The following is a 14,956-nucleotide window of genomic DNA, read 5'->3' as shown; positions in this document are numbered from 1 at the left end:
ACCACCGACCCCTTCGACCGACCCAACCCCTGGAAAGGACATCCCATGAGCGAGATCCACCCGAAGATCACCGAGGTGCTGACGGCGACGTTCAAGGTGCCCGCCGCGGAGATCATCCCCGAGGCCACGATGGACAGTCTGGAGATGGACTCCCTCGCCGTCGCCGAGTTCGCCGTCATCATCAAGGAGACGCTGGGGATCGACGCCGACTCGGACTCGCTGCTCAAGGGCGCCACGCTGGCGCAGATCACCGCGTTTCTCGACGGGGCGCGCACGGCGCGTACGGCGCGCACCACGCACGCGGTGCACACGCTCCGCGCGGTGCACACGGTTCACGTGAAGGCCACGGCTCACGCGGCGGGCTCGGCTCACGCGGCGAACACCGCTCACGGGGCGAACACGGCTCACGGGGCGAACACCGCTCACGGGGCGGGCACGGCGAGCGGCGTCAGCGAGACGAACGAGGCCCCGGTGGGCGTCGGCCGATGACCGGACCCGCCATCGCCATCACCGGTCTGGGGATGATCACCCCGGCCGGGAACGACACCGACTCCACCTGGCGCGGCGTGTGCGAGGGAGTCTCCCCCGCCCACCGGGTGCCCGAACTGAGCGGCTGCGCGGTCGACTTCGCCTGTACGGTCGAAGGCATCGACCTCGACGCGGCGATCGGCGGGCGTACGGCCTTCCGGATGGGCCGGTACGTGAAGTTCGCGCTCCTCGCCGCGCGCGAAGCGGTTGCCGACGCCGGACTCGACCCGGCGCGCTGGGACGGCACCCGGGTCGCCGTCGTGGTCGGGACCAGCAGCGGAGGCTCCGCCAGCCTGACGGAACAGTCCGTCGCGCTCGACCGACGCGGGCCCGAGGCGACCTCCCCGTCCGGGATCCTGCTCACGATCCCCAACATGCCGGCGGCCGAGATCGCCATCAAGATGCGGGCCACCGGGCCCAGCATGGCGCCGTGCACGGCGTGTTCTTCAGGGGTCACGGCGCTGTCCGTGGCGCGGGATCTGCTCTCCACCGGGCAGTGCGACATCGCCGTGGCGGGGGCGACGGAGTCCATCGTCTTCCCGGTCGCCATAACCGGGTTCGTGCGCTCGGGCGCCGCCGCGCTGGCGGGTCCCGGCGACGACCCGGCGCGGCTGTGCCGGCCCTTCGCCTCGGACCGCGCGGGGCTGGTCCTGGGGGAGGGCGCGGCGATCATGGTGCTGGAGCGCGAGCGGGACGCGCGGGCGCGCGGCGCGGAGCCACGCGCGCTGCTGGCGGGCGCCGGTGCCACGACCGACGCGCACCACCCGACGAGCCCGCACCCCTCGGGCGCCGTCGCCCAGCGCGCGGTGGAGGTGGCGCTGCGGGACGCGGGGTGGAGTCCGTACGACGTCGGGCATGTCAACGCGCACGGCACGTCGACGCCGCTCAACGACGCGACCGAGGCGGCGCTGATCAGCCGGGTCTATCCGCACCGCCCGCCGGTCACGGCGCCCAAGGGCGTGCTGGGGCACTGCATGGGGGCGGCGGGCGCGATCGAGGCGGGCCTGACCGTGCTGACGCTCCAGCACGGCGTCGTACCGCCGATCGCCAACCTGGACGCGCCTGCCGTCGAGTTCGACATCGACTGTGTGACCAAGCAGCCGCTGCGCCGGCGGATCGACCGCGCGGTCAGCCACTCGTTCGGCTTCGGCGGACACAACGCGGTGCTGGCGCTGCAACGCGCCTGATCCGCGCCGCCGCATGCCGTTCCGCACGCGGTCGTACGCTGTCCCGCACGCCGTCGTACGTACCGCAGCGCTCACCGCCGTACGTCCCGCGTCAGCGCGCGCTCGGTCCCACGTCAGCGCGGGCTCGTACCGCGTCAGCGCGCTCGTACCGCGTTCAGCGCGTGCTCGTCATGCGTCAGTGCGTGCGATGCGCCGGTGCACACAATGCGCCGGCGTACGGAATGCCGTCCTCCAGCCACGCGCCGGGGGGCGGCCTCCCCTCACTCCCACCCCCGGAGGCCCCACCATGAGCAGGCACCCGCCGCTCCGAGGACGTACCGCCGTCATCACCGGCGCCGCGCGCGGCGTCGGCGAACAGCTCGCCCGGTCCCTCTCCGAGCGCGGCGCCCGGCTGGCGCTCGTCGGCCTGGAGAAGTCCGAACTCGCCCGTGTCACCGCGTCATTGGCGGGCGAGGCGGACCACTGGCACGCGGATGTCACCGACGCGGCGGCCATGCTGCGTACGGCACGGCTCGTCGAGGAGCGCTTCGGTACGGTCGACATCGTCGTCGCCAACGCCGGGGTCGCGGCGGGCGGGCTCTTCCGTCACTCCGAGCCCGACGCGTGGCGCCGCGTCATCGAGGTCAATCTGATCGGCAGCGCCAACACCGCCCGCGCCTTCCTGCCCGCGCTGCTGGACTCGCGCGGCTACTACCTCCAGATCGCCTCGCTCGCGGCCCTCGCCCCCGCGCCGATGATGTCGGCCTACTGCGCCTCGAAGGCCGGGGCCGAGTCCTTCGCGCACACCCTGCGCACCGAGGTGGCGCACCACGGGGTGGAGATCGGCGTCGGTTATCTCACCTGGACCGACACCGACATGGTCCGGAGCGCCGAGCAGGACGCCACGCTCCGCGAGCTGCGCTCCCGTATGCGCTGGCCCGCCAACCGCACCTATCCGCTGGCACCGGCCGTGGACCGGCTCACCACCGGCATCGAACGCCGGGCCCGCCAGGTCTACGCCCAGCCCTGGCTCCGCGCGGCCCAGCTCGTACGCGCGGCCCTCCCGCCCGCCGCCGCCCGCCGGGCCCGCCGCGCCCTGCCCGCCCTGGAACCCGCGTCGGCCACGACCCCCACCACCCTGCTGGGCGCGGGCGGAGCCGCGAACGAGGTCGGCGGCGCGGGCCCGACGTAGTCCGGCCTGGTGAGAGGCCCGGCAGCCCGGCCAGGAGCGAGGCCGGGCGCCGTCCCGCGGCTGCCGCCGCACGTTGCGTGCACCGTGCGTACGCTGGGAACTCCCGGCTCATCCGGCGGAAGCCGCGCGGCGGAAATATGATGAAGGTGAGGCTTGAGCGAGAGGCCCCTTCTGTACTCCGTTGCGAGGAACAACTCACAGCGGTCCACCAATGGACGTACCTCGGAGCGGTGCATGACCCGGCGTCGTCCCAGCCGGTCGGCGAGCGCCGACGACCTGCTGACCACACTCGGCCGGCTCACCGCCCAGGCGAGGCGGCGGGTGGAGCTTCAGCACGCCCGGGTGGAGCTGGCGGAGGCCCTCCAGCGCGCGATGCTCCCGCCCTTCCTGCCCGCCGTACCGGGGCTGCGGACCGCCGCCCGATACGCGCCCGCGCGGGACGGTCTGGACATCGGCGGCGACTGGTACGACGGTTTTCTGCTGCCCGACGGCGCGCTCGCGTTCTGTGTCGGCGATGTCCAGGGCCACGATGTCGAGGCGGCCGTGATCATGGGGCAGGTACGGATCGGCCTGCGGGCGGTCGCGGCGGCGGCCGGTGATCCCGGGCAGGTGCTGAGCCGGGCCAACGATCTGATGCTGTCGGTGGACTCCACCCTCTTCGCGACCTGTACGTTCCTCCGCTTCGACCCGGTCACGCGCGTGCTGGAGAGCGCCCGCGCCGGCCATGTGGCGTCGGTGTGGGCCGCGGCGGACGGCAGCTCGGGGGTCGCCGAGGACCCGGGCGGTCTGCCACTGGGCATCCTGCCGGGGGAGACCTACCCGGTGATCCGTCGCCGGCTGACGGAGACCGGGGCGTTCGTGCTGGTCACGGACGGTGTGGTGGAAGGCCCCTCGTTCCGGGTCGAGGACGGCCTCGGGCAGGTGGCCCGGCTGGCCTCCGCGGCGGTCCTGGCCGGCGAGGCCGCCCGTGACGGTGCGGATCCCGGCGAGCTGGCCGCCGAAGTGCTGAAGGTGGCCGAGCTGACCGGTCACTCGGACGACGCCGCCGTGCTCGTCCTCTGCCATGACTCCGTACCGGAGGGTCCGGTCGGCGCGTAGGCCCTGTCGGTACGGGGTGACGCGCGCCCTTCGGCAGTGCGTGTCACGGCGTACACGGGCGGCGGGCGTTGTCTGATGGCTGATGTGGTGCGTACCGAGGAAGTCCGACGTCTGTCCCTGGCCGGTCTGCGGATTCTCGGCGTCGCCGTCGCCTACTACGGGACCGCGCAGCTCGGTCTGCTGAAGCAGCTGGTGATCGGGGGCGCGGTCGTGACGCCTCTCTGGCCGTCCTCGGGCATCGCGCTGGCCGCCCTGCTCTTCCTGGGCCTCGGGGTGTGGCCGGGGATCTCGCTCGGTGCCCTCTTCACCATCGTGACGCTCGGTCCCATCCACCTCTTCGACATCGGGATCATCGCCGCGAGCACCATCGCGCCGGTCTTCGCGTATCTGATGCTCCGGCGCGTGGGTTTCCGTACGGAGCTGGACCGGCTGCGGGACGGGATCGCCCTGGTGTTCCTGGGGGCGCTGGCGGGGATGCTGATCAGCGCGACCCTGGGCACGGCGATGCTGGGGATCGGCGGCAAGCTCGGGAACACGGGTCACGACGGATTCTGGCCGGCCTGGTCGGCGTGGTGGGTGGGCGACGCCATGGGGGTGCTCGTGGTCACCCCGGTGCTGCTGATGCTGCGCGGGGTCCGGCGCCCCCGGGCAGCGGACTTCCGCCGCTGGCCGGAGGCGCTGGCCCTGCTGATCGTCGCCGTCGTCGTGACGCCGCTGGCCACCATGAGCACCCTCTCCCTGCTCTTCCTCGTCTTCCCGGTGCTCATCTGGGCCGCGCTGCGCTTCCAGCTCGCGGGGAGCGCGCCGTACGCGCTGTTCGTCTCCGTGCTGGCGATCTCCGAGGCGACCGACCTCGTCGGGGCCTTCGCCCACCACACCCTCATCCAGCGGATGATCGCGCTCCAGGCCCTCAACGGTTCCGTCGCGCTGACCTCGCTGCTGCTGGCGGCGATCGTCACCGAGCAGCGGAACATCCGGCTGAAGGTCGAGCAGGCGTGCGTGGAGCTGGCGGAACTGGTGGCGCACCTCAGCCCGGCGGAGTCGCCGAAGCGGTGGCGGCCGGACCGCGGGAACACCCCGCGTCCGGACCGCGGGAAGAAGCCCGGGAAGAACCCGGGGAAGAGCCCCGGGGGCGGCTGATTCCCCGTCGGCCCGTATCGCCCCGTCCCGCCCCGCGACCGCATGCCACATGAGGCCCGACGCCCGAAGACGCCCCACGCCGAGCGCCCGACGAAGCCCAGAGAGGTGAGGAAGCGCACCATGCCCCTGACAGGAGCGATGTTTCTCGGCGCCGAGCGGCGGACCGGCCGCGGCCCGGCGGTCGCCTCGGTCGATCCCCGTACGGACACCCCGCTGGAGCCCGGCTACGGCTCCGGCACCCCCGAGGACGTGGCGCGCGCCTGCGAACTGGCCGAGCGGGCCGCCCCCGGGTACCGCGCCACCTCCCCCGAGCGGCGGGCGACCTTCCTGGAGCGGATCGCGGACCGTATCGAGGCGCTCGGCGAGGAGCTGATCGTCCGGGCCGTCGCGGAGAGCGGCCTCCCCGCGGGCCTGGTCACCGGCGAACGGGACCGTACGACGGGGCAGTTGCGGTTCCTCGCCGCAGAGGTGCGGTACGGCGGCTGGGCGGAGGTACGGATCGACCGGGCGCTGCCGGACCGCGTCCCCGAGCCGCGGCCCGATCTGCGGGAGCGTCATATCGGCATCGGTCCTGTGGCGGTGTTCGGCGCGAGCGACTTCCCGCTCGGCTTCTCGGTGGCGGGCGGTGACAGCACCGCCGCGCTCGCCGCCGGCTGCCCCGTCGTGCTCAAGGCGCACAGCGCCCATCTGGGCACCTCGGAACTGGTCGGCTCGGCCGTGGCCGCCGCCGTACGCGAGAGCGAGCTGCCGGAGGGCGTGTTCTCGCTGCTCTTCGGCTCCGAAGCGGAACTGGGCCGGGCCCTGGTCGCCGACCCCCGGATCCGGGCGGTCGGCTTCACCGGAACACGGGCGGGCGGCGAGGCGCTGACGCGTACGGCCGCCGCCCGCCCCGAACCGGTTCCGGTGTACGCCGAGATGAGCAGCGTCAACCCGGTCTTCCTGCTGCCCGGCGCCCTCCGCGACCGGTCCGCCGCGCTGGTCGAGGGGTTCATCGGCGCGCTGACGGCGGGCGCGGGGCAGTTCCGTACCCGGCCGGGGCTGCTGGCCGCCGTCAACGGACCCGAGCTGGCGGAGTTCCTGGCGGCGGCCGGCCGTGCGGTGTCCGCGCAGGCCGGGCAGACGGTGCAGACCCGGGCCTTCCACGACGCGTACGAGCACGCCGCGGCGGCGCTGGCGGCGGTCGAGGACGTACGGGAGATCGCCGCCGGACAGCCGGGCGAGGGCGCCAACATTTGCGTGCCCCGGCTGTTCACGGTCCCGGCCGAGGCGTTCCTGAGCCGGCCGGAGCTCCAGGATCAGCCGTCCGGCGCCGCCGCGACCGTGGTGACCTGCCGTGATACGGCCCAACTCACCGAGGTGGCCCGCGCCTTGCGGGGCCAGCTGACCGCCACGGTCCACCACGGCCCGGGAGACCGGGACACCGCCGCCGCCCTGCTGCCGCTGCTGGAGACCAGGGCGGGCCGCGTCCTCTACGACGGCTGGCCCACGGCGGTCGAGGTCAGCCACGCCATGGTGCACGGCGGCCCGTACCCCGCCACCTCCGACGTACGCACGACCTCGGTCGGCACCCTGTCCGTCCGCCGCTTCCTGCGCCCGGTCTGCTACCAGGACGTCCCGGCCGACTTCCTCCCCGCCGATGTCTCCGACAGCAACCCCCGCGACCTGCCGCGCCGGCTGGACGGCACCCGGGAACACCGCTGAGCGCGACCGCCGCGCCCGCCGGCCGTGCGGGCCCCGGCCCTCAGTGGTAGACGGGGAACGGCGTGGTCGCCGGGCTGATGAGGGCCGCGTACGGGTCCTCGTGCCGCCGATGACGGCCGGACTGGCCACTGTCGGAGGGCGGGGTACGGGGTGTGAGCAGCCCGTCGTTGGCCAGGGTCTGTACGCGGAGCAGCAGCGCCCGCAGGTCCAGGCCCAGTTCGGCGGCGACCGTCTGGAGGTCGAGGCCGGACTTCCAGCTCCACAGCAGGACGGAGTCCATGCTGGCCGACCAGACCACGGTCTCCTCCACGGCGGGGGGATGGAAGACCGTGGGCGCGGCGACCGTCTGCGCGTCCTGCGGCATCGCGTCCGGCTGCGGGGGCATCTCGCCCCGGGGCTGCGGCAGCTGGACCTCCGACACCGGGAAGGTGTCGACGCCCGGATCGTGCACCGGCATCTGGGTGGTCGGTGGCTGCGCCGTGGGGGTCCCCGGGGGCGGGGCGGGCGGTGTCTGTGGTGGCCCCTGCGGGACATGCGGTGTGAGTGGTGGCGGTGGTGGCTGCGTTCCGCGGATCAGGAGTTCCTCGGCGACGGACCGGGCGTCCTCTCTGCCCACCGTGCGCCGTGCCACCCGCACTTCCCGTTCGTTCAGGCCCATCAGGTCGGCCACCGCGCCGTCGTTCCCGACCGTCACGGAGAAGGCCGCGAGCGTCCTGCTCCGCTCGGCCTGCGCCTCGTCCAGTACCGACTGCGCCTGGCGCACACGCTCATCGCTGGCGCAGAACGCTTCGGCCAGGACGGTGTTCCGCTCCCAGAGTTCACGTGGATCCACGTGCGTAACAACGTTCATGGCGCTCACAGGAATGGACTATGTGTTCAATTGCACCCAAAGGGCCTAAAGATAGAATAAAGGCCAGTTGGATCAGATCTTTCATGGAGATGCCATGGGATGACAATCTCCAGCCCCGGGACGGGTTGGTCAGCGGGCCGTCTCCCGTACGGGAACGGCGCGGGACGCCTGCGCGGGGGTCCGTTCGGACGCGGCTTCCAGGGGCCGGCGGGACCAGCGGCCCGCGATGACCGCGCACACCATCAGCTGCACCTGGTGGTAGAGCATGAGAGGGAGGATCACCGGGCCCGCCGAGGCGCCGAACAGCACCGCCGCCATGGGCAGCCCCGTCGCCAGGCTCTTGTTGGAGCCGCAGAAGACGATGGTGATCCGGTCCTCCTGGCTGAACCCCAGGCGCCGCGCGGTGAACGAGGTCACCGCGAGGGCCAGCGTCAGCAGAAGCGCGGCCAGCGCCAGCAGAGCGGCCAGCCGCACCGGAGTGATCCGCTGCCAGATGCCCTCCGCCATGCCCTGGCTGAAGGCCGTATAGACGACGAGAAGGATGGAGAACCGGTCCAGCAGACCGATCCGCTTCTTGTGGCGGCCGATGAACCCGCCGATCCAGCGGCGCAGCAACTGCCCGGCGACGAAGGGAAGCAGGAGCTGGGTGGCGATGGCCACCGCCCCGTGCGCCGAGAAGCTGACGGTGGAGCCGATCAGCCAGGCCGCGAGCAGTGGGGTCGCGACCATGCCGAACAGGCTGGAGTACGTGCCGGCGCAGATGGCGGCCGGGACATTGCCCCGGGCGGTGGAGGTCAGCGCGATCGACGACTGGACGGTCGAGGGGACGACGCAGAGGAAGAGGAGGCCGGTGTAGAGCTGGTCGGTGAGGAGGAACGGTACGAGTCCGCCCGCGGCCAGCCCGAGCAGCGGGAAGAGCGCGAACGTACTGGCCCCCACCACGAGATGGAGTTTCCACTGCCGCAGTCCGTCGACCGCCTCGCGGGTGGAGAGGCGCGCGCCATAGAGGAAGAAGAGCAGCGCGATGGCGAGGTCGGCGGCGCCGCCGACGGCCACGGCCGCCCGGCCGCTCGCGGGCAGCAGCGCCGCGAGCACGACCGTGCCGAGAAGGGCGACGACATAGAGGTCGACCGCCCTTCCCAGCCGGCCCGGCCAGGACATCAGCCAGGACTTGGAGGTCACGTCATTCACCGTTCTCGCCTTGGTACGGCGGATGCCCGATCTGCCCGATCTGCTCGATCACACCACCCGGGCCGGAGCCGGTGCCGGAGGCCGGGCCGGAGCCGCTCCCGTTCCCGGCTCCGTTCGCGGCTCCGTTTCCGGACCCGTTCCCGGATCCGTTTCCGCGTTCGGAGACATCCCCGGTCTGTACGTCGATGGCGCCACCACCCCCGTCGTGGTCGCTGCCCGCCGTGCCCTTGCTCCTGAACAGCATGTTGAGCGTCCGGTCGACCTCCAGCCAGGAGTCGGCATGAGAGTTGTCGATCACCACCAGCCCGACGTTGCGTCCGGCGACGGGCCCCGACCGCTCGGAATCGTCGTCGTCGGCCTGTGCGGTGCCGGCACCGCACAGGACGCCCGTGGTCGCGGCGACGAGGACGCTCGTCGCGGAGACACCCCTCAGGAGGGGCGCTTTCTTCGGAAGCCGGTGCCGGCCGGTGCCGGACCGGAGGAAATGAGAGGACAAGAGGAAATTCCCGCGATCACACCGATACCGATACGCGGCTGTCGTGGTGTCTGCTGATGTTCTTTTCCAGCAATTCCGTCGACCCCTTGACCCCGATTGCCCCCGTCTCCCTGGTGTCCGGCAGCCGTCCGTCGGCCATTTTCAGATCGGACAGCGCGCCGTCGATCGCGCCGTGCGCGGCGAAAAGGCACGGGGTGCTGTAGATGGCGAGATTGACGCCCAGGTCGGAGAGTTCGGAGAGGGAGAGCCGCGGCGACTTTCCGCCCGCGATCTGGTTGAACAGCAGCGGCTTGTCGCCGACGACCGAGCGGATCTTACGAATCCACTCCACGCTCCGCACACCGTCGACGAGGACGACATCCGCGTCCGTCTCCGCCAGCGCGGCGGCGCGCCGTACGATCTCCGACTCCTCCGTGGCGTCCGTACGGGCCACCACGAGCATCTCCTCCCTGCTGCTCAGGACCAGTTCGAGCTTGGCCAGATACTCCTCCAGCGGCAGGATCAGCTTCCCGTCCGCGTGCCCGCACCTGCGGGGCCGCTTCTGGTCCTCCAGGATCACCCCCGAGGCCCCGGCGCGCTCCAGCCGCTGGACGACATGGCACGCGACCTCGGGGTCCACGTACCCGTCGTCGATGTCGACGAGCATGTGATGGCGGGGAAACGCCAGACGGAGCCGCTCCGCGAAGGCCACCATGTCGGGCCAGGCGATGAAACCGATGTCCGGCAGCCCGTAATGGGAAGCGGCGAAGCCGAAGCCGGAGACGAAGAATCCGTTGTAGTGCTGGGCCGCGATCGAGGCCGAATACATGTCGTAGATGCCGATGAGAGGTGTCGTACGAGGTGATTCGACCGCTTCTCGCAAGGCGTTGCCGTAGCGCATGGTTCTCCCTCATTCCAGAACCCGCCCGGTCACGAGTTCAGGCGACGTGCTGACGGGCACACATTTACAGAAGACCAAGACTTCGTAAAACGACACACCGCATCGTCACCCGATCTGGCAAAAAGTACGGAGTGATCGATTTGGGACCGACCAGGGGGATGGGATGGCCGGAGAGTCCGTACTCGCGAACCTCCACTTCGGACGGGAGGACGCCGAGCGGGACGTGACCGACGGGCTGCTGCTGCGCGGCGGGTTCCTGTCGACGAACGCGACGCGCGCGGCGGTGTCCGGCCGGAAGATGCTGATCATCGGGCGCAAGGGGTCGGGCAAGAGCGCGATCTGTATGCGTCTGATGGCGGACGGGGTGCACGGCGGCGGGAAGGTGCTGATCACGCCCGACGACGCCGCGGGGGACGAGATCCGCCGTTTCGAGCTCCAGGGACTGCCCGGAGACTCGGCCAAGTCGCTCATCTGGCGCTATGTGTTCGCCGTCAACGCCGCGCGCCATCTGGTGGCGCACGCCGCGGAAGAGCACGGCCGGAAGGCCGCTTCGGTGAAGGCGCTGCGCCGCTTCCTCAAGCAGAACGACGAGCTGCCGTCCGACTATCCGGGTGACCGCCTCGGTGACCGACTGGCCCAGGGCGCGCGGGGGTTGCAGACGGCGCTGTCGCTGGAGGCGTTCGGGTTCAAGGCCGGGGTGGAGCTGGCGCACGCGCCCTCGGAGGGCGCGCGGGCCGCCCGGCAGCTCGACGTGGTGGAGAGGGGGGTGGCGGACGCCTTCGCCGAGCTGGACTGCGCCGCCGCGCACGAGCCGTTACTGCTCCTGGTCGACCAGCTGGAGCAGGTCTGGTCGGTGGAGCCGGAGAGCAACTCGATGGTGATCGGGCTGCTGCTGGCGGCGAAGCACGCGGCGGGGCTGTACGGACAGGCGGTGCGGTGTCTGCTGTTCCTGCGCGCGGACATCTACGACTCGCTGTCGTTCGGCGAGGGGGACAAGTTCCACGGGGACGAGCTGCGGATCGTCTGGACGGAGCACGCCCTGCGGGAGCTCGCCCTGGCCCGCGCGCGGGCCTCGACCGGGGACGCGGGTCTGTCGGCGGAGCGGCTGTGGCGGGAGATCTTCCCGGAGATCGTGCGGGGGGAGGACATCGCGGCGTTCATATTCAGCCGCTGTCTGCCCCGGCCGCGCGACGCCATCCAGTTCCTCAACCTCTGCCAGGAGACGGCCTGGCTGACCCATGGCCGCGACCGGATCACGGACACCGATGTTCTCCAGGCGAGCCGGCAGTTCTCCGCGTGGAAGCTGAAGGACCTGGCGCAGGAGTATCTGATCGCCCATCCGTTCCTCGAACGGCTCTTCCCGCTCTTCCAGAACACGGGGTACGTGGTGTCGCGCGCCGCGCTCGGCAGCCGCTTCGGGGAGGCGGCTCAGACGCTGCACCGGCTCTTCCCCGCGTACGCCGAGGCGCTGACCCCGTCCGGCGCGATCGACATCCTGTACAGCGTGGGCTTCCTCGGGGTGCGGCGCGGCAATGACGTGGTGTTCGCGGGCGGCGGTGAGCTGGCCGTCCAGCCGCACGAGACGGAGTTCCATGTCCATCCGTGCTTCCGTGAGGCGTTGGGCGCCACCAGCGCGATCGACCTCCGGCGCTTCGAGCCGGTGGTGGCGGGCGACCGGATCGCGTCCGGCAACACCGGCTTCGGCGGGGCGGGCAATACGGGGGTGAGCCGCGAGTACCGGCTGCTGGCGGAGCTGACGCGCTCCTGCCACTCCATCCTCTCCCAGGTCGGGCGGGCGGTCGGGATGGCCCAGGACGCGCGGGACGAGCTCACGCAGCAGATCGGCCGCGTACTGACCGACGCGAGCGCCACCCGGCCCCAGGGCGGCGGCGGGTACGACACGGCGAGCCGTCTCCTCACCACCGCGCACTACTTCACCACCCTCGCCGCCCAGTTGCGGGCCAGCGGGCTGGACGACACCACGGGGGCCGGGAGCGTCGCGCAGCGGATCGAGGACGAGGCGCGCAGGCTGCGACGGATGGCGGGGGGCGCCTACGGGAGTTCGGGCGACTCGGGGGGCCGCTGAGCCGCGGGCGCCATGGGCGCCGTGGCCCGGCGCGCGGCGCTCAGCGGGCGCGCCGGGCCTCCAGGCCGTCCAGGACACAGGCCAGTCCGCCGTCGAAGTGGTCCTCGCGGGCGCCGCCCATGTCCTGGCCGCGCTGAGCGGCGTACAGCCTGCGCAGCCGGGGGTACGGCGCCACGGCCTGTTCCGCGGCCGGCCACAGCCGCTCCGTCCACTCCTGCTCGCTCCGGCCGCTGCGCGCGAGCATCGTCAGCCACGCGGCCTCGCTGGTGGACACCCCGATGACGAACGAGACGACGGTGTTCACGGCCCGGTCGGCCTCCGTCAGCGAGAAGCCCGCCTCCTCGAAGACGGTGAGCAGGCCCTCGAACAGCCGCATCATGTTCGGGCCCAGGTGGGCCATCCCCGCCTCACCGAGCACGGAGACGATCCAGGGGTGCCGCAGGAACGCCGAGCGCAGGCTGTGGGCGCACTGGGTGGTGGCCGCGCGCCACCGCGCCGGGTCTCCGGCGCCGGGCAGCTCGATCTCGCCGTAGACCTCGTCCACGACCAGCTCGATCAGCTCGTCCTTGTTGGCCACGTGCGAGTACATGGAGGTGGCGCCCGCGTTCAGCCGGGTACCGAGCTTGCGCATGCTCAGGGCGTCGATGCCCTCGGCGTCCAGCAACTGGAGGGCCGTGGAGACGATCTGCTCCCGGCTCAGCGCCGGCTGTTCCCGCCGCTGCCGGCGTGGACGGGTCCAGACGGACGGGAACGGCTGCTCGTCGGCCGGCATGCGCACTCTCCTCGTGTCCCGCACACCCCAGTGCGCTCGTCAGCGCACTCGTCAGTGGCTCCGGCCGCACAGGATAGCCCAGCGCGCGCACGGCGTACGGGTGCACGTACAGCGTGCGGGCAGGTGAGGCGCCGTGTGCGGTTACGCGGCGGGGCCGCCGGGCGAGACCAGTCCCGTCTCGTAGGCGAGGACGACGGCCTGGGCGCGGTCGCGCAGGGCGAGCTTGGCGAAGATACGGGCGACATGCGTCTTCACGGTGGCCTCGCTGAGGGTCAGTCGCCGGGCGAGTTCGGCGTTCGACAGGCCGCCGCCCATGAGGGTCAGGACCTCCAGTTCGCGGGGTGTCAGGGCCGTGAGATCGCGGTGGACGGCGGGGAGTCGGGGCGCGTGGGCGGGTCGGTGGCCGGGCGGCCGGCCGGAACGGTGGTCACCCGAGGCGAAGCGTTCGACGAGGCGCCGGGTGATCGAGGGGGACAGCAGCGCGTCACCGGTGTTGATGAGGCGTACTGCGGCGGCGAGGTGCTGCGGGGTGACGTCCTTCAGCAGGAAGCCGCTCGCGCCGAGGGCCAGGGCGGCGTAGACGTAACGGTCCAGGTCGAAGGTGGTCAGCATGAGCACCCGGCACTCCGGGTTCTGCTCCAGGACGCGCCGGGCGGCCTCCAGGCCGTCCATGTTCGGCATACGGATGTCCATGAGGACGACGTCCGGGCGCAGCCCGCGCGCCGCCGCGACCGCCTCGGCTCCGTCGGCGGCCTCGCCGACCACCTCGATGCCGCGCATGGTGAGGATCAGCCGGAAGCCGGTACGGACCAGGGCCTGGTCGTCGGCGATGAGGACGCGGGGGGCCGGCTCGGGCGGGGGCGTAGCCGTGGGCGTGGACGTGGGCATGTGCGTCGGCTCGGGCGGGGGCGTAGCCGTGGGCGTGGACGTGGGCATGTGCGTCGGCTCGGGCGGGGTGTCGGGCGCGGTGCTCATGGCCGGTCCAACGGTATCCGCGCACGGACGCGGTATCCGCCGCCGAGGCGCCGCCGGGCGTCCAGATCGCCACCGTAGACGGCGACCCGTTCCCGCAGCCCGAGCAGGCCGCGCCCTGTTCCGCCCCGCGCCTCCGGGGCCGGTGCCCCCGGCACGGGCCGGTGCCCGGACAGCACGCTCGGCCCGCTGTTCAGCACCTCCACCCGCAGATAGTGGTCCGCGTACCGCACCGTCACCTCGGCCTTCTCGCCACCGCCGTGCTTGAGCGCGTTGGTCAGGGCCTCCTGGATGATGCGGTACGCGGTGAGATCGATGCCGGCCGGGAGCGCGCGCGGCTCCCCGGAGACCCGCACCTCGACGGGCAGCCCGGCGAACGCGATCCGGTCGATCAGCGGACTGAGCCGGCTCAGGCTCGGCTGCGGCGACAGGGCGGCCATGCCGTCGGCGCCGTCGTGTCCGTTCTCGCCGTTCTCGCCGCTCTGCGACGGTGCCAGCAGCCCCAGCAGATGGCGCAGTTCGGTCATCGCGTCACGGCCCGCGCCCTCGACGGCCAGCAGCGCCGCCGCGGCCTCGTCCGGCAGCGTCGCCAGCACCTCGCGGGCGGCCCCGGCCTGGACGACCATGAGGCTCACGTTGTGGCTGACGATGTCGTGCAACTCCTCGGCGATCCTGGCCCGTTCGGTGTCGACGGCGGTACGGGCCGCGCTCTCGCGTTCGCGTTCGAGGAGCCAGCGCCGTTCCGCCAGTGCCGTGCGGTGCAGACGCCGCGCCCGTACGAGCGCCACGCTCAGCCAGCCGACGACCGCACAGGCCGCCACGAGGGCGGCGGTCAGCCAGCCCGTCCCGGGTATCCCCACGGAACTCACCTTCGCAGACGGCCC

The 14,956-nt window shown here is 72.3% G+C and carries 13 protein-coding genes and 1 pseudogene; 7 read left to right on the top strand and 7 right to left on the bottom strand.

Annotation, left to right across the window (positions count from 1 at the left end):
• Positions 1–45: 45 nt before the first annotated feature.
• The 6 genes and pseudogenes from ACFRKB_RS16470 to ACFRKB_RS16445 form a co-directional block, all read left to right on the top strand.
• A pseudogene (locus ACFRKB_RS16470) lies at positions 46–270 on the top strand (acyl carrier protein); the annotation flags it as partial.
• 215 nt (positions 271–485) lie between these two features.
• A complete protein-coding gene (locus ACFRKB_RS16465; protein WP_383106494.1) occupies positions 486–1,715 on the top strand; it encodes a beta-ketoacyl-[acyl-carrier-protein] synthase family protein in 1,230 nt (409 codons plus the stop codon).
• A 286-nt stretch (positions 1,716–2,001) separates the two neighbouring features.
• Complete coding sequence (locus ACFRKB_RS16460; RefSeq protein WP_383106492.1) at positions 2,002–2,886, top strand: SDR family oxidoreductase; 885 nt, start codon at positions 2,002–2,004, stop codon at positions 2,884–2,886.
• Positions 2,887–3,120: 234 nt separating this feature from the next.
• Entirely contained in the window at positions 3,121–3,984 is an 864-nt protein-coding gene (locus ACFRKB_RS16455; protein WP_383106490.1) for a PP2C family protein-serine/threonine phosphatase, read from the top strand.
• Between the two features lie 84 nt (positions 3,985–4,068).
• Positions 4,069–5,124 carry an MASE1 domain-containing protein gene (locus ACFRKB_RS16450; RefSeq protein WP_383106699.1) on the top strand — a complete coding sequence of 352 codons (1,056 nt, stop codon included), beginning with the start codon at positions 4,069–4,071 and terminating at the stop codon, positions 5,122–5,124.
• 120 nt (positions 5,125–5,244) lie between these two features.
• Complete coding sequence (locus ACFRKB_RS16445) at positions 5,245–6,825, top strand: aldehyde dehydrogenase (NADP(+)) (RefSeq protein ID WP_383106489.1); 1,581 nt, start codon at positions 5,245–5,247, stop codon at positions 6,823–6,825.
• Between the two features lie 40 nt (positions 6,826–6,865).
• Here ACFRKB_RS16445 and ACFRKB_RS16440 read toward each other — a convergent pair whose 3' ends face one another.
• The 4 genes from ACFRKB_RS16440 to ACFRKB_RS16425 form a co-directional block, all read right to left on the bottom strand.
• A complete protein-coding gene (locus ACFRKB_RS16440; protein WP_383106488.1) occupies positions 6,866–7,675 on the bottom strand; it encodes a hypothetical protein in 810 nt (269 codons plus the stop codon).
• 129 nt (positions 7,676–7,804) lie between these two features.
• Complete coding sequence (locus ACFRKB_RS16435) at positions 7,805–8,836, bottom strand: bile acid:sodium symporter family protein (RefSeq protein WP_383106698.1); 1,032 nt, start codon at positions 8,834–8,836, stop codon at positions 7,805–7,807.
• A gap of 22 nt (positions 8,837–8,858) precedes the next feature.
• A complete protein-coding gene (locus tag ACFRKB_RS16430) occupies positions 8,859–9,362 on the bottom strand; it encodes a hypothetical protein (RefSeq protein ID WP_383106486.1) in 504 nt (167 codons plus the stop codon).
• A gap of 16 nt (positions 9,363–9,378) precedes the next feature.
• Complete coding sequence (locus tag ACFRKB_RS16425; RefSeq protein ID WP_383106485.1) at positions 9,379–10,242, bottom strand: isocitrate lyase/PEP mutase family protein; 864 nt, start codon at positions 10,240–10,242, stop codon at positions 9,379–9,381.
• A gap of 163 nt (positions 10,243–10,405) precedes the next feature.
• Here ACFRKB_RS16425 and ACFRKB_RS16420 point away from each other — a divergent pair, with 163 nt between their 5' ends.
• Entirely contained in the window at positions 10,406–12,328 is a 1,923-nt protein-coding gene (locus ACFRKB_RS16420; RefSeq protein WP_383106483.1) for a P-loop ATPase, Sll1717 family, read from the top strand.
• A gap of 40 nt (positions 12,329–12,368) precedes the next feature.
• On the opposite strand, the gene ACFRKB_RS16415 is transcribed toward ACFRKB_RS16420, so the two are convergent.
• The 3 genes from ACFRKB_RS16415 to ACFRKB_RS16405 form a co-directional block, all read right to left on the bottom strand.
• Positions 12,369–13,100, bottom strand: coding sequence for a TetR/AcrR family transcriptional regulator (locus tag ACFRKB_RS16415; protein ID WP_383106482.1), 732 nt, complete (start codon positions 13,098–13,100; stop codon positions 12,369–12,371).
• A gap of 141 nt (positions 13,101–13,241) precedes the next feature.
• Positions 13,242–13,988: a response regulator gene (locus tag ACFRKB_RS16410; protein ID WP_383106697.1), complete on the bottom strand. Its 747-nt coding sequence runs from the start codon at positions 13,986–13,988 to the stop codon at positions 13,242–13,244.
• Positions 13,989–14,071: 83 nt separating this feature from the next.
• Entirely contained in the window at positions 14,072–14,932 is an 861-nt protein-coding gene (locus ACFRKB_RS16405; protein WP_383106480.1) for a sensor histidine kinase, read from the bottom strand.
• Between the last annotated feature and the right edge of the window lie 24 nt (positions 14,933–14,956).

Origin of the sequence: Streptomyces scopuliridis, assembly GCF_042790125.1 — a bacterium.
Classification (GTDB): domain Bacteria; phylum Actinomycetota; class Actinomycetes; order Streptomycetales; family Streptomycetaceae; genus Streptomyces; species Streptomyces scopuliridis_A.
The sequence above is the reverse complement of the archived record's forward strand: the minus strand, read 5'-3'. Positions and strand labels throughout refer to the sequence as shown.